The sequence below is a fragment of the Bacillus sp. EKM202B genome (assembly GCF_011066025.1).
In the GTDB taxonomy this organism is placed as follows: Bacteria; Bacillota; Bacilli; order Bacillales; family Bacillaceae_G; genus Bacillus_A; species Bacillus_A toyonensis.
This window is the reverse complement of record NZ_JAAMNK010000050.1, coordinates 1-20520: the sequence shown is the minus strand read 5'-3', so window position 1 is coordinate 20520 and position 20520 is coordinate 1. Positions and strand designations below refer to the sequence as shown.

Here is a 20520-nt window from a genome sequence, read left to right as displayed (position 1 = left end):
CATACAAAATCCCCCCATACGTAAACAGATTAATGTGCTTTCTTTCTACTGTCTACTATGAGGGGATCATATCAATATTATGGGTGTTATCTATGAGTATAGTGGATTTAGAAAACAAAAGAAAGCTGCATAATCTTTAAAAATAATACCTACCTGGGTTTATTTGGCATGCTCATTTTTAAGGAGAAAAAGTGTTTTAAGGGTTTTTTAGTTTATTTAAACAAAAGTTCATTTTGTTTCCGTTCTTAAGTTGATGGGCATGTATGGTGCCCCCTATTAGGACTAAAGAAAAATACTTTTTATAAGATACTAAAAGAATATGAGCCGAATATTCCTTAGAGTAGGAAATTCGGCTTATTTTATGTCGAAATTTGCTTAGCGTATATTTTTTGGAATTATCTTAACTTCGATGTGAGAACAATTGAAATATCAATAGTTCTCACATCATTTACATGTATTTAATGTAAATATTGGTTTAAATAAAGTTTGCCCTTTTATGATGTGTTATTAAATTAACGCACCGTTCGTTGAATAACAAAGTCACCCAAAAATCTGTGCAGCTATTCCATATAATGTTTTATTACGTGATGGTAATTGCTTTGAATTTTTAATCATTATAGGAGGTTGACTTACTTTTACGAAACCAAGTTTTTCTAAATGTGACATAAAAGCCTCATTCCCTGATGGAATATCGATTCTTAATTTACCTTGATGATTGTTAGCCAATTTATCAATTAATAAGGATGCTATATGATCATTAGGGGCTACAATAGGTCCTAGAATTAGATTAATAGGTCCTAAAATAGATAAGCCAAACCCTATGATTGTTCCATCGGAATCTTTGACGACAAGTGCCTCTTTTGCTTGCTTAATCCGATGGATTAAAAGAGTCATTCTTTCTTCCCCAAATGCATTCTTATCTAATTTTACAACTTGAGGTAAATTCTCTTCTCGCATAGGAGTTATTTCCATATCCAAATTATTGTTTGGCTCTATCAAAAGATAGCTGTCAATAAGATATTTATGAACACAGTCTATCGAACAAAATCCCATGCTCTCATACATTGGTTTTCCTTCATCTGTCGCAATTAACATAACCGTGGTATCGTCTGAAACAGAATCTAAACATTTTTGTGTTACTTTTCTTCCTAGCCCCTTACCTCTGTAATCTTGATGAACAATGACCATACCAATAGATGCTAGGCTTGACCCGTAAGGAATAATTGCCGCACTCGATACAATTTTTCCCTCGTTATTCTTGTGTCCGTAAACTTTGCCAGATGACATCACTGTTTGAATTTCATGTATATCATAATCCCATCCAACTACAGCTGAAAGTGCAATTAACCCAGGTATATCCCGTTCTTCAAGTGCTACTAAATTAATTTCGGTTCTCTCCGATACACTCATTTGAAATACTCCCTCATATTAAATATTTTGTTAAGTTTTTAATTTCATATTTCTACTCTATTTCTTCACTATCCTTCTTCCACTAACCTAAAACGTTAGCACAATAAGTAAAACCGAAATACGCTAGTAATGTTTTTAAAATCTCAAAATTTATCGTAGACCATACCACGTAATTTCAATAATTCATCCTTTAGACGTTTATTTTCTTCTTCAAGTTTTTTAATTCGGTTATTTTTGGCTGCGATAAGTGAATCTTTACTGGCATCTGTCATATTACGTTTTATAGTTTGTGGGGAATTTAACCTTTCTTGTTGTTTTCGTAATCCCTCTATTCGATTTCGTATTTCTCGATTATTATAGAGAAATGCTTTGGATACACCTGATTCTAGCGCAACTTGGTTAAAATTGATTTTAGCCTTTGTTTTTATAAGACGTTGTATTGCTTGATCTACCTTCTTTGATGTCTTTTGGCTTTTCATTAGTGCGTGTTTTTTAACACCTTCGGTATTTCTAACATGATTACTTCTCATAAGTACGTTCCTCCCCAATATATTCACGTCCTTTTTTTTCAGCTAAATGATGTGTTGTTCCACCTTTTAATGTTTCTAAAATAGGTTCTAGGCGGTCTAGAATAGCTTGATTTTTGTCTATCCACACTTGACGACCTAGTAAGGTGCCTTTTTCAATTACACTTTTAACCTCTTTGACTTCCAATTCAAATTTCGGCATGAATTCAGGTGTTGTACAAAAATTACGACAAGATAAACATGGATTTGCTTGAGTAGGGCATGGCTGCTTAATTGGCTTCATACAATAACCAAGTTCCATTTTTACAGCGTCTAAATTATGGCGTATGTATTCCCATTCAATAATATCTTCATTCGCAATATCAGTAAGTTCAACTTTAACGGGACGTTTACTTTCAAGATCAATTCGAAAAACACCTTGTTTTGTGGCTTCTTCCCATGATTTACGCATTGTAGTATCAAGGATTTTTGCATATTGTAATGTCATCTCGGGAGAAGCGTGAGCCATCCATTTTTGAACATGTAGTATGTTCATTCCGTTATTAAGTAGCTCTACGCCCTTGGTATGCCGGAAGGCATGATTTTTTATGTAAAAGGGATTACCTAAATCATCAACTATGTTTTGCTCTATTGTAAAACGCTCCATGCTTCTGCGAATGTCATAGTAATTAAAAGGTCTGCCCCGACGAACACCTTCAAGTTGTACAAATAAATATTTTTTAGGATTATTGATAGTATTACTTTGATTTTTAGTCACTTGTATAACAGTTTTGACTATCTCTGCCATTTCTATTTTAATTGGTACACGGTGATTCATAACTTGTGTTTTCTTTATATCACCGCATAGATACCACCCCTGAGAGGTCTGCTCTAAACATTTATCATATCTCAGATTAAGAATGTCTGAAATTCTCCAACCAGTAGCTCGGAGTAAGACGATTACCGGTATATATTTTGATGGTTTTACATGCTCTAGTTTTTCCTCAATTTGTTGAAGGACATTTTCGGGAATATATTTGATATCATTTTCAGTTCTTGTAACTAATCTAGGGAGATCTTCTTCAAATAATAATAGATTCACAGGCATCGTTGGTGCTTCATCAAATTGTAGTTTTTCTATTGTTTCCAAGAATACATTTAAAGCGATTAAATAACTTTTTTGGGAAAATGGTTTGTCATGAAACTTTTCATTATGAAATACAAGGTAATCTTCAATATCTTTACGAGTTAAAGCATTTAAATCATTCCAAGCAGGGTATTTATTATATATAAAGGTCAAAAACACCTTTATTATTCTGACATCAAGGCTACATTGGCCGTGAGATAAATAACTAATTCTGAATTTTAAATACCGTTTTGCTATAGGGCGGAAAGGAGCAGGAATATCACTAAAATTTAATTTGTGTCTTGATTCATGATCAGGGAATCTTGCACCAGGAATATTCCTAACATCCCATATATCTTTCTCAAATTCGTCTCTTGTATCGTAGAAGTCTCTATAAAATAAAAACAAACGATTAAGCAGATTTTCGTAATTTGATAGATTTCTTCTGTCGTAAATGCGTATGCTTAAACCTAATTTACTTAAATATGATCTGAGTTGTAATAATGCCTTATTAATATCTAATTCGGCAAAACTATTAATATTTGGATAAAATTTCGCAAGAAATTTAGAAAGTTGTTTAAAGGATCTAGCGTAATTATGTACAGCAGAATCCAATTGTAGCTCATCATTTTGGACACGAGTCAATATGAAAAACTTAACTTCATTTTTAATCTTAGGTGAAAATGCTGTAAAATTCATCTTACGATGAGTTTTTCCCCATTCTGACTTCCTAAAATTATTAAAAGCTGGATTATCTGTATTCCAAACATCATTTTCAAAATATCCATAGATTAAGCTGGCTATTTGATTGGTTTTATTCTCCGGTAGTATGTATCCAGTAGCTAAATTCATTCGTAATCCTCCTCGAATCTTTTGCTGATTCTCATATTCTCCTGTACTTTTTCCCAATCTTTCCTGATATCTTCATCCGAAGGATGGATATACATCTGCATAGTTGTTTGTATATGAGCATGGCCAGCTCGCTTCATTAAATGTTCATCCTTCCAACCAGCTCTCCTTAGTTCTGTTAAAGATGTGTGACGTAACATATGTGGGGTGAAATAAACATCCGTTTTTTTACGTAAACGTTGGACTAGGGATACAACGTCTGTATATTCAAATGGATTACCTTTATTTCTTCCGGATAACTTAATAAATACATGATTCGTATCGACTTCGTCCGTATGGAATTGAGCAATATATTCTAGATACATATTAATTAAGTCCTCAGATACATCAATACAACGAGGACTACATACCGTTTTAATTTCAGCTAGATTGGATAGTTCACCTCGATCACGTATATGAATTCTTCTTGCATCAATTTCAAAATCTTCCAGCCACAAGGCAAGAGCTTCCCCAATACGCATAGAACTCTCCCAAAGAAGTTGTATTAGAAATAAATCACGTATATTAGTACAAGCATTCATGATAACGGAAACCTGATATTTTGATAGTACTTTAGGCTGCTGTTTAGGTACTTTTAGCTTAAGGATATGAGAGCTAAAAGATTTATTTCGGTTTATATGGTGTAAAAAACTTTTGAATCCCTTTCGGGATCCTAAGACTTGTTTCTTTAGACGTTCACTTAACTGGATACTATAGTCTTCATGTCTCATCAGATAGTCGTAAAATCCAAGAACAGTATTAATGATGATATTTACTGTTTGAGCTTTTCTAATTGGTTCGTTAGGAAAAATAGGGGAGACCTTTACGTCATGATGTGGGTTTTGTAACCACCTCATGAAATCAGCCATGTCATCTATGCCGATCTTCCTGTAGTCCTTTTCAATTTGGTGTAAGAATTCAAAGAATAGTTTTAAATGAAATGAGAAAGACTGTAAGGTATTACGAGAAGCCCCACTATTATCCTTAAACTTTAAATATTGTAATACTGGTTGAACTGGCTCATTGTTATGATCAAGTAACATATAGCGAACCTTTCCTCCTTTTGTGAGAAGGGTAATTACTCTCATACAATCACTCCTTTTGAAATCTATTATTTTATTGAATGTGGAAGGCTTTAACCTCCTAATATTCCTCCTTCTTTATTTACTATACATACTATAAAAAATTAGTATGGTTAAATAATCTTTAAAGAAATAAAAAAACGTATGACTTTACAATGAATACTGTAAAGTCATACGTAATGACTAGTTAAGATAACGTTAAAATGTGGGCGGTACCCCACATCCATCAACTTAAAAATCCAGAATTACCCCAAAACGAAAAAATGAACTTTTTGTTACAAGTTAACACAAAATTTCGTTCTGGAGGTACTATAAAATTTTAACTGGATAGTGATGGGATCCTGACAGAAAACTAAGCCGAGTTGTCCTCATGCTAAGCTAAGGACGGCTCGGCTTTAATTTTTGGATTTAAAATTATATATTGCTTTATGTAGTCTGGTCACACCTTCTTTAATTTCTTCATTTTTTAGATGCCCATAACCTAAAATAATTCGATTATGATGTTTTCCTTTTTCTATAGTATGATCTTCTACAGGATATACTTTAACTCCAAACCGTTCGATCCATTCGAGTAATTCTTTTGAAAAATGGGATTCATTTAATTCAACAATTAGGTGTAAGCCTGTTGAATAACCGAAAATATTAACCCTATTTGAAAATGTTGTTTTTAAGCAATGAATAAGGAAGTTTCTTCGTTTTTTGTACATTTTCTTCATCTTCATAATATGTCGTTCCAAATAGCCTTCATCAATAAAACGGGCAAGGATAAGCTGCTCTAAAGAAGGGGTATGTAAATCCGAAAACCATTTTAGCTTGCGACACTTTTCAATAAGTTGTGAAGGAAGAATTAAATATCCCATTCTAAGGGCTGGTGATAAGATTTTACTAAACGAACCAATATATAATACACGATCTGAATCCAATCCCTGTAATGAACTTACAGGTGGTCCTTCATATCTAAATTCACTGTCATAATCATCCTCAACAAGATAACAATTTGTTCTTCTAGAGTAGTTAATCAATTGAATCCTTCGTTGAATTGGTAACGTTCCTCCTAACGGAAACTGGTGGGACGGAGTAACAAAGATAAACTTTGGATAATTATTTAATGGCAGCAACGATGTCTTCATTCCATATTCATCAACAGGTATAGGGTAAAGAAGAGCACCTGAAGTTTTAAATATAGTTTGAATATCATTGGTGATTGGATCTTCCATTATCACTGTATCATCGGGCGATAAAAGCAATTTAGAAACAAGTGTCATAGCTTGGGTTGCACCAGATGTAATCACAATTTGTTCTGGATGACAATCAACACCTCTTGTTTTCAGTAAATAGCGTGATAAAACCTGTCGTAATTCCGGACGTCCTTCGGGAATATCGTATCCAAAAGTAGAAGGTGCAATGTCATTCCATATGGTATGAGACAATTTTGCCCATGTCTTACGCGGAAATAAATCCAGTGCTGGTATACCTGAACGAAAGTTGATGATGTTATCATCTTTATTTTTATTTTTATCTTCACTCCAATTCACAGAATGAAATGAAGGTGTTTTATTCTGTTGTTCTAAAAAAGTTCCTTCAGCAACAAATGTTCCAGCACCCCTTTTTGCAACTAAAAATCCTTCAGCCAATAATTGATCATACGCTTCCAAAATCACATTCCTGGATACATTCAACTCAGAAGATAGTTCACGTGTCGACGGTAGTTTTTCTCCTGATTGTAAGTCCCCGTTTAAAATTTGTTCTCGTATTTGCTGATAAACTTGTCTAATTAATGGTATATCTAATGACCGGTCAATGGGTATCCAAAGCATATTGAAATTTACTCCTTATCTAGAATTGGTACTTTGAAAATTCATTATAAATGGTACTAATATAAACCATTTTACCATGATAAAGTTTATGTAAATATGAAAAAGGAGATGTAAGTTATGACTAATCCAAAGGTTCAAGTCACCCAAGCACTTAAATCGGTTGCACGAAATGAACATATTAAATCTTATATTCAGCAGTCCAATGAACTCTATCCTTTATTATTGCAAGCCGCCAAACGGTTTGTAACCGGAGAGCATAGGCAAGATGGGCTTGCAACAGCAAAAGAACTGATTTCAAGAGGTTATTCTATTTCACTGGAATACATTGGTGAAAATACAACAGATTTAGAAGAATGCCGGAACGCCAAAAACGAGTTTTTGAATCTTATTGAAGAAATGGGTTTGTTCTCCATGAAGTCGACTGTTTCGTTTGATTTATCACATATTGGATTATCTGTGGATCCAGAAACAGCTTATATTCATTTACTTGAGTTAGCCAAGAAAGCAAATCTGTACGGCGTTACACTTATGATAAGTATGGAAGAAACATCAAAAACTGACGATATTCTTGATATCTATAAAAAAACAACTACGCAATATCCTAATGTAGGGATCACTATACAGGCACATTTATATAGGTCCAACAATGATGTTCAGGAATTAGTTCATTATCCTGGGAAAATACGAGTTGTCAAAGGGGCTTATCAAGAAACAGCTGATGTTGCTATGTCTAGATCAAAGGAATTAAATAATCGTTATCTTAAACTTGTAGAACAAATAATAGAATCTAACCACCCAGTATCCATAGCCACACATGATGAAATGCTTATTCAAGAAATGGAAAACCGTCAATACCTTAATCAACCCAACGTAGAAATGGAAATGCTCTACGGAATCCGTCCAGATTTGTTAATGGATTTAAAAAGTAAGGGGTACAACTGTAAAGTATATTTAACTTACGGAAAAGAGTGGTACTTGTATTTATGCCATCGAATAGCTGAATATCCGGAAAATCTATATCGTGCAGTAACGGATATGATCAATCCATCTTTAACAGACAGAAGTAGATTATATTGAACGAACATTAAATTCCAAATATAGGGTAGCACCAGATCGCTATCAAGCTAACAAAACTAAACTTCCTCAAAATGCAAAGATACGCTATTCTTTTTGTAGAAACATACAGAAAGGATGGCGTTTTTAGTATGGATTTATCGATTTCTGATGAATTAGAATTGTTTACTGAAGAATTACAGCGACATATGTCACCACATGCTTTGGATCAGTTAGCTAGAAAGATAGGGTTTGTACAACGAAGGAGTAAATATCGTGCACAAGACTTAGTGGCTCTTTGTGTTTGGTTAAGCAAAAACATAGCTCATACTTCATTGACACAATTATGTAGTCGATTAGAAGCTAACACCTGTATTTCTATGAGTCCAGAGGGACTCAATCAACGTTTTAACCCTCAGGCTGTTCAGTTTTTACAACAACTCTTAGCGCATTTACTTCACCAACAATTTTGTTCTTCTAGCAAGATTCCAACTTTGTATACAAACTATTTTCTTCGTATCCTTATATTGCATTATACATATTTTAAAATTCCAGATAAATTCACTTCTACATATCAAGGTTCAGGTGGTAGCGGTCAAAGTGCTGGCGTAAAAATTCAACTAGAGTATGATTTACTAAGTGGTCAATTTCTTCATGTTCATGTAGGATCAGGAAAACACAATGATAAAACGTATGCTTCTACTTGTTTAACATCCCTTCAACCGAACGATGTATGTATACGTGATTTAGGATATTTCGACTTAAAAGATTTACATACTATAAGCGAGTGTGGTGCTTATTTTATTTCACGATTAAAGCTTAATACACGTATATATCAGAAGAATAAAGAACCTGAATACTTTCAAAATGGAACCATAAAAAAACAATCTGAGTACATCTAATTAGATATGGAGCAATTTATTGATCAATTACAGTCAGGTGAAACATATGAAATTCCTGAAATCTATATTGGAATGTATCAAAAGCTTCCTGCAAGACTTATTCTGTATAAATTAACTGAAACGCAAATGAAGCGTAGTCAAAAGGATTTAGCATCTAAAGAACATAAGAAGCAAATTACCTATAAAGAACGCAGTAAGCGGCTTAGTGCAATTAACTTTTACGTTACAAATATTCCATTGGAATATTTGCCAAAAGAGCAAGTATACGATTTTTACTCCTTACGATGGCAAATTGAACTTATTTTTAAAACATGGAAATCATTTTTTCGTATTCATCAATGTAGTTCTGTAAAATTAGAAAGACTAGAATGTCACTTATACGGACAATTAATAAGTATCCTTCTTTGTTCCTCCACCATGTTTCAAATGCGCCAATTACTCCTCATCAAGAAGAAACGAGAATTAAGCGAATATAAAGCAACTTATATCATAAAAGATTATTTCTCACTTATTTATCAATCTTTACAAAAAGACGCCCAAGAATTAACAAAGATATTGTTTCGTCTGTTCAATCTCTTACAGAAAAACGGACGAAAATCCCATAGGTATGAGAAGAAAACAGTCTTTGATATATTAGGTGTCGTTTACAATTGCACCATGTCTGATAATCAAGCGGCTTAAATTAAAAAATGAAACCCTTTAGGGTTTATTTCGTATGCAACTCTTTAATTTCCCTCACATGTAGCCTTTAGAAAAAAAACAACGTCAACTATAATTGACGTTGTATGAGCTTAACTTGATAGCAATGGGGCGGTACCCCATTTATAAGTTGTTTCGACGTTATAAAATTTACTTCATTAGCTATTCTTTTCATTTAATACGCTACTATTAAAATGATTTTGGAGCAACTTCTTGTTGTAAAACTTCTATTTTTTTTCTATGATTTAGTTCGTTAAGATAAATTACCATCATAGTAGCAGCAACAACCGTACCTATCACTCCAAACAGATGGCCTGCATTCATAATCCCAATCCATTGAATAGGTAATGCTAATGATAAAGGTAAAGCGGCTTTGGTAAACTGGAATGCTAGTGTAGATCGACTTGACCAAATAACCGTTTCTTCTTTTGTTTTAATAAAGTCAAACATGACAGTTCTTTGATTGATACGTGAACGATTAAAAACAAAACCAAGCATAAATGAAACGGCAATTGCTAAATACCAGGAATGTACTAATCCTAAAGTAATATCAAAAACAGCAATTAATAGAAAAATTGACCTTGGAATAAATTTTTCAAATTTCCCAACAAGTGTAGCTAATAAAGCCCCTAAACCTGCTGCAGCACTAACAAATCCATACTGCATAGGATCCCAACGATATACATCGTGAAATAAAATTGGTACTAAAAAATTAAATGATGCAAGTTGTATTGTTAAAACGGCAATACCAGTAATTGTAATCCATAATATTTTTGAATTATCTATTGGATTTATTTTTTCAATATGATTTGATACAGGTTTTTTATTTTGCTGAACATCTTTACTTTTTAATAGCGGCATTAGAAGAGGTAAAAATACCCCAATACCTAAAGAGAATGCTAAACCATAAAGTACGTTATTAAATCCACCTACATTCATCATAAACCCTGCTATTGCGTTCCCACCAAATGCTCCAATTTGTATTGCAGTTTGTAACATATTTGAAGCCTTTCCTGCTGGAATTTCTCCTGATAATACCATTTGAGACATATAAGTTTCCAAGCTTTGCGTAGATAAAAATAAAATAATAGAAAAAACACCTGCAAAAATATATAAAGTAAAAACATTAATGTGCTCACTATTTAAAAGACTTATTATAATCAGAATAATACCGATACAACGGACACCAGAGAAAATTAACAATGGACTTTTTGTTAACCACATCTTAAGACTTTTCGAATATTTTTGCATAAAGAATGGTAACAAACTCATTAATGTTAATATAATTCCTAAATGAGTAACTGATCCCCCTTTATCCAAAATTGTCCAGGTTAGAGTTACTGTTAACATACCTTCCCCACAAAGAGTCAGCGCCAATAGTACTATAAATATAAATTGAATTGGCATTATACATTCCTTCTTTCTTATATCGGTTGTTTGACCTTAAATTTGTTTTAACTTGTTTAAAGAAAGGGATTTGGAAAATACATAACAAAATTGCACATTGAAAATATTCTGTTATATCCGCCCTAAATACTATTAGATTGCTATTTAAATACTGTAAACAATCCAATCACTCTTATTTGCTTTTTGTTTTTTATAGAAATTTTGGGCAACTATATTATCTTTTGCGGTAACCCATTCCATATATGCATAATTATTGTCTTGGACGTACTTTTTACAAGTATTAAATAACATATCCCCAACACCCAATTTTCTATAATCAGGGATAACAAATAAATCATTTAAAATCATTGCTCTTCCCATACTTAACGTACTGAAAGTGGTATATAAAGTAGCAAATCCTACTGGCTCTTTATTAACCGTACAAACGTAGAATAATCCCAAATCTTTATTTTTTATTATCGTATTTACTAATGTATCTAAAGAACTTTTTTCATGCACAGGTTTTTCATAGAATTCCATATACATTCTAATTAAATTGATAACAGTCTCTCTATCATCATAGGTCGCTTCAAAAATTTCAATATTCTCGAGATTGTTCATAGTCTTTTCTCCCCTTATACTCCAGTAATCATTTTCACTATTCTCTTACCAATACCAGGAGCCAATTTTACTCCACCACCACTCCAGCCAGTAGCAACGATTAAGCCTTGTACTTGTGGAAATTGTTCTATAATTCCTCGATTATCTGATGTATATGCATCAAAGCTTCTTCTTCCACCTATAAATAATTTTTTATTTAGATATGGCAATCTATTTTTTGAATTTTGAAGCATTTCTTCAAAGTCATTTGGGTCAATTGACATTTTTTTGTCCGGATCAATATCATACTTATCTACTGGATATCCTACTAGAGAAGTACCTAGATTATCAGGTCTGCCATATAATCCAGTACTATCATCTATAAAAATTGGATGGTCTGTTTGTCCTATTCCATCAAAGAAATGAATTTGAATAATTTTACTTCTTACTGGAATTTTAATGCCTATAGTATCTAATATATTTCCACTCCAGGCTCCAGCTGCAACAACAACATGTTTACAATGTATAGTCCCATAGGAGGTTTTAACACCTACAACACAGTTATTATCCATTAGAATTTCTTTCACTTCGATTCCTTCACAAGCTAATGCACCTTTAGTTCTAGATGTTTCAATCCATGTATTCGTGGCTAACGATGGGCTAATGTACCCTGCTTGTTCCTCGTAAGCCACACAGCTGTTTTTAGGGAAATTTATAAATTTAAATTCTTTCTTTAATACTTCAGGTGAAAGGATACTAATTTTATGCCCAGATTTTTCAAGTTCTCCAGTTTGCTTTTCCATTTTTATATGTTGTGTTTCATTTTCAACATATAACATTCCAGTCTGCTTAAATTTAACCTCTTCACTAATACTAAAAAAATCATTTATTCCTTCTTTTGCTATTTCAGTTAGATAAGGATCATTATGATAGACCCTTATAAAACCTCCGGATTGGCCTGTTGATCCACTACTAAAGGAATTTTTCTCTAATAAAATTGTATTTGTAATATTTTGCTTGGTTAAATAATACTGTATAGCTGCACCAATAATGCCGCCGCCAATAATAACTACATCAGCTGAATGTTTTATGATAATTCACCTCAACAAAAGATTTATCAATAACTTGTGCAATTATCCATGAAGCTCCTAAACGATCTCCATTGCTTGAAAATTTAATTGTAGAATTACCTGTTGCTAATTCATTAATTAAGTTTTCTACATTAGATTCAATACATTCTAATAGATACGAAGCTGCAAGAAATGATGTTTCTACATAATCCTCTTTTGCTTTTATGGTAAAAGCATCGTTAGAATAATCTTGGGCTAATTCTATAAATTCATCTACATAAGAATCATCTGAAGCTATAAAAATTCCTTTATACCCTCTCATCCTTAGTTCCCTTAGATAAGTTGCGGAGTTAAAGTGTGTCCCAGCAAAGAATATTGCATCGCTATGCTTATTATTTTCACTATTAAAATCTTCAATTCTAGTAACTTCTTTAAATAAAGAATTTGCACTTTGATACAGTAAATCTGCTAGGCTTTTCCCGTAAAATGTTTCATCAGAAACTGCGGTAATCGTTTGAATATCTTTAGTTTTCAAAAAATTAATAACAGTTTCAGCTTGTACCAAATCATTAGAACAAAACCTAAATACTAATTCCTCGCTATTAAGCGTAACTTCTAAATTAGTTGATGCAGGAACTAAGAATGGAATTTTCGCCTTGGAATAAAACGGTATTGCTTTTAAAGCACATGCACTATTAAAGTGTCCAATTACAGCAACAACCCCTGACTCAATCATTTTTTTAGAAATATCTTTGATGGTATTTGGATCTCCTTTATCATCTTGATAAACCCATTCGATGTTATCAGCATAATTTAGCTTCGCACGATTTACACCCTCAATTAACATTTGTCCGTATACAGACCTAGGACCTGAAAAAGGGCCTACTACTCCAATTTTTATTTTCTTTTTCATAATTTGAGCTCCCTATATATTTTTTATTAGGAAATATGAGGAGGTAAGTACTACCTCCTCATATTATCAAATATTCTGAAGATAAAAACTGTCGTTTGTTTTTGAAAAATAATTCTCTTGAAGATCCACTTTCTGTCCAGCAGGCAAAAAGCTTACTTCCTCATCCAACTGCATGTCAACATTAAATCCCAAATCCCCCCATAGCATTTTACCAAATGTAGGCATGATTGGGCTAGAAAATATTGCTAAAATTTTTGCAGTATATAATTCTAGTGCAATAGCAGTATTTCTTCTTTGTTGATTATTCTTTAATACCGTTAAAAATTCTTCTCCTGCCGAGAATTTTTTAGCAATTCTGACTAATTCGTTTAATAATCTAACTACCTTTTGCGGTGAAAATGTATTTGGTTCATATGCATTCATAATTTCATTCATAATTCGATTTACATGTTGATAATACATTAAATAGTTACCTGATAGTGTCTCTAATTCTGGAGCACCATTTGGAAACTCTGCTTCTAACTTGCATTTTAAATCATGTAACCATGATTCCCATTCTTGGCTTAAGTTCGTATCTACAATATGATTAAATTCTTCCATAGTGAAGTTTGTTTCAACTGTTTCCGGTCTACTATAAGATAAATAATACCTTACAACATCATGTGAAGCATTTTCTAATAATTCTTTGCCCCATACAGCATGTCCCCTGCTTGTTGAAAACTTAAGACCCTCTAGTTGATAAAATTCATTTGTTATCATTGTTTTAGGAAGAGTTATATCTTCACTATATGCTAGCCAAATAGCCGGGAAAAGCACTGAATGGAAATAACCATTATCATATCCAAAGAAATTAATGATAGTTGTATCTTGATTATTCCAAAAATCTCTTAACGTATACGAAAGGTTTTTATCCTGAATTAATTCGTTTGTTGCAGATAAATATCCAGGTGCCATTTCAAACCATACATATATAGTTTGATTTTCATATCCTTCTACCGGAACTGGAATTCCCCAATCAGATACATGTGAAATAGGAATATCAGGCAAATCCTCATCTAGCATTCTCTCACATAATGCCGTTAGATGTGGTCCTATTTTTAATTCTTTATAGTACTGTTTTAATTGTGTTTTATAATTACTTAATGGGAAAAATAGTTGTTTAATTTTAGATTTCTCTGGTTCGCTGCCACAACATTTACAAGTTGGGTTTAATAAATCTATACACAAATTAGGTCTACCACATTTTTCACAAGCGTTGCCATCTGATAATTCATCACAATGTGGACAATTACCTCTCACATAAGCTTCATAAAGGTGCTTATCGCATTGCTTACAGAATAGAATGTCGACTTCTTTTTCTACTAATTTACCTTCCTTCCAAAGTTTTTCAAAAAACTCTTTGACAAACTCAATATGGAATGTTGAAAAATGAGGTTTTACAAAAATATCCGGATTAATTTCTGCTAGTCTTAATGTTTTTTCAATTTCATTAGCAAAATGATCTGCCGTTTCTCTAGGAGATTTTTCTAATTGTCCCGCCTTAAACGGCACATAGCTTTGATGATCATCCGCCCCACTCATATAAAAGACTTCATTTCCTTTAAGTTTTAAATATCTAGTTAAAATGTCAGCTCCTGTATATGGACCAGATAGGTGCCCCACATGTAAATCACCATTAGGCGTTGGTGGTGTGGCCGTTATTAAATATTTCTTTTTACCTGAATCTAACTTCTTGCTATTTTTTTTACTAAAAGCATTTTCCCACCATATGGTGAAGAATATCAAATTTTCATCTGATGTATTTTTCAAACTATGTTCTTCAAATGGTGGAATAAAGATGGCGTCCCCTTGCGTAACAGGTTCTTCTTTTTTACCCACTTTAACTATTCCTTCACCCTTAAAGATAATAAAAGTTTCAACTTCATGATGTCCATGAATTTTAGAAATTTCTCCAGGTTCTATGATTCCCCACATTGCACCAAATGGTGAATCATATAATTTATTAGAATGCGGAAATAATCGTTGACACATAATATCATATTCATTTGTGAAAATCTGTGGATTTATCTTTTCAATATGCATCTTTAGACCCCCTATATTATGAAACCACGTTTTTAGTTTTTTCTTCTGTTAATGAACTATTTTCTTGTACGGTTTTTAAAATTTCATTTGATCGAATAGATAAATTAGATAATAAAGTGTCACTCAGTCCATGAGTGCTTTCATTTACACCCTGCAAATAAATACCAGGTTTAAATTTATCCGTTGTTTCTAAACGATAATTTCGGGAAACTTCAATATTATCTGAAATGTATGAGTTAAGATTTCTTAATAAAGGATGGTTCTTTTTACTTTCGTACCCAGTAGCAAGAATTACAGCATCAGCTTCAATAACAACTTCTGTATGTTTAACTATGTCTTTGTAATAAACAACCGCTTTATCAGACAGTGTTTTTATCTCCGTTAATTCTAAAAATGGCTTTATTCTAAAACGATCTTCTCCATGAAATTTTTGGTTATATAAAGCTTTATTAATTTGGCTTATTAAACTTCCATCCGCAGCTGCATAATTAGTATCACTGTGGTGTTTTAATAAAGCATCTCGATTTTTTTCTGGTAAAGAATAAATAAAGTCAATCATATTAGCGTCAAATATACGATTAACAAGCTTACTTTCATTTACAGCTTTATATGAGAAAGGTCTCATCGTTGCCGTAATATCTGATTTCGGATAATTATTGATTAGATGGAAAAATAATTCAGCTGAACTTTGTCCCGATCCTACAACTAAAAACTTATGAGCATCATTCTGTTCAAAGTTATTAATTTTGTTTTTAAATTGACTTGAATGAAATACTCTACTATTATTCATTTCAATATTTATTGGCGTTCTTGGTGTTCCACCCGTAGCCAAAACAATATTTTTAGTAATATAGCTCTCTAATTGATTAGTTTTTGTATTTTGCACAATAACTTCTAATAATTCGACAGAATCTTCAGACACAATAGGGTCTACTGAAATTACTGTTCGACTATAATAAACGTGATCTTCTAATTGAGAAGCAACCCAAGACATATAATCATTGTATTCAAGTCGTGACGGATAAAACTCTGAGAGATTAATAAAATCGCTTAGTCTTTCATTTTCATGTAGATAATTTAAAAAGGAGAATTTACTTTTAGGATTTTTTAGAGTTACAAGGTCTTTCAAAAATGAAATTTGAATATTTGTATTATCTAAAAGCATCCCCGGATGCCATTGATAGTGCGTTTTTTCTTCTAGAAAAATTCTTTCCATTGAATTATTTTCTTCTTCAATAGCAGTTGCTAAAGCTAGGTTCGCTGGCCCAAATCCAATTCCAATAACGTCATAGATTTTATTATTCATTTGACTCGTCCTCTTCGTTTTTTTAAAATTCTCGTATATAATTTTATTTTTTATAGTTTTTTTATAGTTTTTTTATAGTTTTAAAAATAATTCCAGAAAAATTTTTATTTAGACATAGTAACTTTCTTACTTAAAAGTTCAGTGATAAGTTCAATTGTTGTGTTGACAGTAATATTATCCTTGTCTAATATAGGGTTTATTTCCGTGAACTCTGCAGCTACTAGGTTTGTATTATTTCTTAGCATATCAATTGCCTCTTTTGTATCATCTAAACTTAAACCATGTGGAACTGCCAATCCTCCTCCAGGAGCAAATTCAGGATCTAAAGCATCTAAATCAAATGTTAGATGAACTGCATCTGTATTATTATTGAGAATCTTAATTGCTTTTTCCATAATACTTTTTATTCCTTGTTTTCTCACATCTTCTGCTGTAAAAATTGTTACTCCTAAATTTTTGAGAAACTCTTCTTCCCCTGGGTCTAAATCTCGAATTCCTATTTGTACGATATTCTTTGGATCAATTTTAGTTTCTTTCTCTAGAAAATCTTTAAATTTTTCGTTACCGTATCCTAAGAGAATTGCTAAAGACATCCCATGAATATTACCAGAAATCGATGTTTCAAATGTATTTGCATCCCCATGAGCATCAAACCAGATTACTCCTAATCGTGGTATTTTTCTAAGAATTCCAGTAACAGTACCAATTGCAATACTATGATCTCCACCTAAAACTAATGGAAAATTCCCTTTTTCCAATTCGTTCTCAACTGTCGAAGCAATATTTTTACATATATCAATTACTTCATTTGAAAACTCTTGTTTGACAATTCCATAATTTTTATTATCGGTTGAAGGAAGAGAAATGTCTCCTAGATCAACAAAATCAATTCCGATTTCAGTTAATTGTTTCGACATACCGCCATATCTTACAACATATGGTCCAAGGTCAACCCCTCCTATACTAGCTCCGAAGTAAGTAGGTGCTCCCAAAATAGATACTTTTTTATTCATAATATTTTCCACTCCATTTCTATGAGAATGCATATAGGATTACTCGGTTTTAAGTTGATACTATTAAATAATTTATCGATAAATCTAGCGGTTATATTCCTCATTTAAAACAAGGAATATAACAACCAGATTTACTTAAGTTTTTATGCATGAACCGGAATTTCTAATTCTATATCTAATTGATTATCTAATACTCTAGCTCTTTGGCGCAATTTTTCTACATCAGATTTATCATTATATGGTGCTCTTAATGAAAGTAAGCCCGTTATATCAAATCCTTTTGGAGCATGATATACTTCAGCTCCTACTTTTGCTACAGGATAGTAAGCCTTATACTCTGGCTGTTCAGCAACAATTCCCAATTCATTTTTCTTTATAATTCCAGATCTATATACAAATTTAATACAAGTACAAGATTTTGGTGTTGTAGATCTAGTTAAGAAGAATTCCATAATATCCCCTTTACAATCTAATAAACCAAGAATATTAACGGCTACTAAATCAATTCCATGTACATCACGTATATTACGATAAACATGCCCGCCACTGATTCTAGTACTAAATTCTACAACTTTAAAATTCCCTTGCGTATCTCGGCGTAGTTCTACATTAAATAAACTGTTTTCAATATCTAATTTTCCACATATTTCTTTAGCAATATTAACAACTATGTCTTCATCTACACCAACATACGGTAAAGTGTATTCATCTTCCTCGAAATATGGACCCATCATTTTATTTTTATTGTGAATTCCACCAAGGTAAAATTCTCCATTTAAAACGACTCCATCAACTGTAATTTCTTCCCCAGTCAGAAATTCTTCTACTAATGCCACACATTGTTGTGTTTGGTTAAAGTAGAATCCTTTATTTGTTTTAGAAAGATTAATAATTTTCTCTAATGAATTATTCAATTCTTCTAAATTGCTAACTAAATATACAGATTCACTGCTAGCAGCCATAGTAGGCTTAATAATTACAGGGAAAGGAATATTTTCTATTTCTTTCTCTGCATCCTCTATAGAATTAACTTTTGCAAACTTAGGACTAGCAATAGAATTCTTTAACATAAATTCTCTCTGCTTTGATTTATCTCGAGATGTCGTAGCAGCTTCAACAGATAACGCTTTATTCCCAAAGCGTTCATTAATTTTAGCAGTTAAGACAATATCAGTTTCTTGCCAAGTTACAAAAAAGCTAATTCCTATATCTTTTCCTTTTGTAAAAATATAGTTTTCAGCATCTATTTCAGAAGCCTCTTCAAGTACAATTACTTCTTTAAAGCGTGCATCCATTGTTTTACTTGGTACACTCGTAAACAAGTAAAGTTCATCAGATATTCTTCCTGCAGTTTCAATATGATCACCATGAATGCTATAACCTTTTCTCATGATGATTCCAATTTTTTTATTTTTCATATGTAATCTCCTTTTCTTCTCTGTATATCTTGATATCACGTTGTAATCGTATACTAAAACTTTCAATTGTTCAATAGATTAGAAATATTTAGAAATATTTTCCCGTAAATATATTTTTATGTAAAAAAACACTAAAAATTCCCAAATTAAAAGTCATACAACTAGATATTTTTACTTAAGAAAAACAAACAAGAATTCATTAAAACACCGTAAAGTTTACCTTTTTTAAACATAAATTTACTATTTTTAACATTTATGTTTTTTTCTATTGATTATTATTTATTGAAAAAATTTATTTTTCTTTAATGGAATAACATACCTGCCTATAATTAGTTGTTGTCTAATTTAAACAAACTTGATAAAAAGATATTTATTTTTACCTTTCTTATTATGCAATTATCGTTGTAATTTAAAATCTTTTCCGCAAGAGTATTCAGCAGGTGCAAAGAAAACTAGTACCGTGAGATCTTCTTCAATAGTATGAAATCTATGTTTCATGTTAGCCTTTACATAAATAATAGAACCAGATTCCACAAAAATATTTTCACTCTCTACTTCAAGTTGTGCTCTGCCATTGATAATATAATATACTTCATCTTCTGTATGTGGTTGTTGCATATCTAAAGATCCTGCTTTCAATTCATAAATTCCCATACTTAAATCCGTTTCATGCAAAAATTCATAATAATTTTTGTCTATATTTCTTTTTTCTCTTAAAATCTGTGTAAGTTGATAATTTTTCATTTGCTATCCTCCTAATGTTATAAAATTCTAGAATCAATTAACTTCGTTAACTTAATAAAAGGAATATATCAGGTATAATCTAAATTCCTTTACATGTGTCTAAAGAATTAATTAAAGATATTTGAACTACCCCCACTTTCACTTCGTTTAGAAGAGGAGGATTCCTAAGTAAAGAGTTCTATCGAACTCTAATTTATTAGGCTATCTCCACAGTCCTTGCGGTTAGAAGCCTTATCGCTTCATTCTTTAGATTAATACTTGCGTTAATATCCCTATCATGGTGTGTACGACAAGAAGGGCAGTCCCATTTACGTAGGTTTAGATTTTTAACGTCTTTGTTTTGATATCCACAACAAGAACATAATTGGCTTGAAGCAAATGTTTTCGATACGACAATGACTTGTTTGCCATACCATTTTGCTTTGTACTCCAACATGATTCGAAACTGTGACCATGATACCTCACTAATTGCTTTTGCTAACTTATGATTCTTTAACATATTCGA

General features: G+C 32.1%; 16 protein-coding genes and 1 pseudogene. 2 read left to right on the top strand and 15 right to left on the bottom strand.

Annotation, left to right across the window (positions count from 1 at the left end; genetic code table 11):
• Positions 1 to 540: 540 nt before the first annotated feature.
• The 5 genes from G9F74_RS28105 to pdxR form a co-directional block, all read right to left on the bottom strand.
• Positions 541 to 1410, bottom strand: coding sequence for a GNAT family N-acetyltransferase (locus tag G9F74_RS28105; protein ID WP_165406361.1), 870 nt, complete (start codon positions 1408 to 1410; stop codon positions 541 to 543).
• 143 nt (positions 1411 to 1553) lie between these two features.
• Positions 1554 to 1940 carry a DUF6262 family protein gene (locus tag G9F74_RS28100; protein WP_165406360.1) on the bottom strand — a complete coding sequence of 129 codons (387 nt, stop codon included), beginning with the start codon at positions 1938 to 1940 and terminating at the stop codon, positions 1554 to 1556.
• On the bottom strand, positions 1930 to 3894 hold the full coding sequence (locus G9F74_RS28095; protein ID WP_165406359.1) for a site-specific integrase: 1965 nt from the start codon (positions 3892 to 3894) through the stop codon (positions 1930 to 1932). Before G9F74_RS28095 ends, G9F74_RS28100 begins: the two co-directional genes overlap by 11 nt.
• Positions 3891 to 5018: a tyrosine-type recombinase/integrase gene (locus G9F74_RS28090; protein WP_165406358.1), complete on the bottom strand. Its 1128-nt coding sequence runs from the start codon at positions 5016 to 5018 to the stop codon at positions 3891 to 3893. The genes G9F74_RS28095 and G9F74_RS28090 overlap by 4 nt, the downstream gene beginning before the upstream one ends.
• Before the next feature lie 389 nt (positions 5019 to 5407).
• Complete coding sequence (gene pdxR, locus G9F74_RS28085; protein WP_165406357.1) at positions 5408 to 6829, bottom strand: MocR-like pyridoxine biosynthesis transcription factor PdxR; 1422 nt, start codon at positions 6827 to 6829, stop codon at positions 5408 to 5410.
• Between the two features lie 117 nt (positions 6830 to 6946).
• On the opposite strand from pdxR, the gene G9F74_RS28080 reads away from it, so the two are divergent.
• Together G9F74_RS28080 and G9F74_RS28075 are read left to right on the top strand one after the other, a co-directional pair.
• Entirely contained in the window at positions 6947 to 7906 is a 960-nt protein-coding gene (locus tag G9F74_RS28080) for a proline dehydrogenase family protein (RefSeq protein WP_002203323.1), read from the top strand.
• A 128-nt stretch (positions 7907 to 8034) separates the two neighbouring features.
• Positions 8035 to 9465, top strand: a pseudogene (locus G9F74_RS28075) (IS4 family transposase).
• A 207-nt stretch (positions 9466 to 9672) separates the two neighbouring features.
• Here the strand turns inward: G9F74_RS28075 and G9F74_RS28070 are convergent.
• The 10 genes from G9F74_RS28070 to G9F74_RS28025 form a co-directional block, all read right to left on the bottom strand.
• Positions 9673 to 10890, bottom strand: a complete 1218-nt coding sequence (locus G9F74_RS28070; RefSeq protein WP_001122312.1) for an MFS transporter — start codon at positions 10888 to 10890, stop codon at positions 9673 to 9675.
• A 144-nt stretch (positions 10891 to 11034) separates the two neighbouring features.
• Positions 11035 to 11490: a GNAT family N-acetyltransferase gene (locus G9F74_RS28065; protein WP_001061014.1), complete on the bottom strand. Its 456-nt coding sequence runs from the start codon at positions 11488 to 11490 to the stop codon at positions 11035 to 11037.
• 14 nt (positions 11491 to 11504) lie between these two features.
• A complete protein-coding gene (locus G9F74_RS28060) occupies positions 11505 to 12533 on the bottom strand; it encodes an NAD(P)/FAD-dependent oxidoreductase (protein ID WP_080119599.1) in 1029 nt (342 codons plus the stop codon).
• A gap of 10 nt (positions 12534 to 12543) precedes the next feature.
• Positions 12544 to 13452, bottom strand: coding sequence for a branched-chain amino acid ABC transporter substrate-binding protein (locus G9F74_RS28055; protein ID WP_016107103.1), 909 nt, complete (start codon positions 13450 to 13452; stop codon positions 12544 to 12546).
• 66 nt (positions 13453 to 13518) lie between these two features.
• Positions 13519 to 15534 carry a class I tRNA ligase family protein gene (locus G9F74_RS28050; RefSeq protein ID WP_016107102.1) on the bottom strand — a complete coding sequence of 672 codons (2016 nt, stop codon included), beginning with the start codon at positions 15532 to 15534 and terminating at the stop codon, positions 13519 to 13521.
• Positions 15535 to 15550: 16 nt separating this feature from the next.
• Positions 15551 to 16840, bottom strand: a complete 1290-nt coding sequence (locus G9F74_RS28045; RefSeq protein ID WP_016107101.1) for a lysine N(6)-hydroxylase/L-ornithine N(5)-oxygenase family protein — start codon at positions 16838 to 16840, stop codon at positions 15551 to 15553.
• A gap of 104 nt (positions 16841 to 16944) precedes the next feature.
• On the bottom strand, positions 16945 to 17853 hold the full coding sequence (rocF, locus tag G9F74_RS28040) for an arginase (RefSeq protein ID WP_001036985.1): 909 nt from the start codon (positions 17851 to 17853) through the stop codon (positions 16945 to 16947).
• A gap of 143 nt (positions 17854 to 17996) precedes the next feature.
• Entirely contained in the window at positions 17997 to 19271 is a 1275-nt protein-coding gene (locus tag G9F74_RS28035) for an ATP-grasp domain-containing protein (protein ID WP_016107099.1), read from the bottom strand.
• Between the two features lie 396 nt (positions 19272 to 19667).
• Positions 19668 to 20015, bottom strand: a complete 348-nt coding sequence (locus tag G9F74_RS28030) for a cupin domain-containing protein (RefSeq protein ID WP_016107098.1) — start codon at positions 20013 to 20015, stop codon at positions 19668 to 19670.
• 196 nt (positions 20016 to 20211) lie between these two features.
• Positions 20212 to 20520 (bottom strand): RNA-guided endonuclease TnpB family protein (locus G9F74_RS28025; RefSeq protein ID WP_165406356.1); only part of this gene is annotated, 309 nt, incomplete at its 5' end.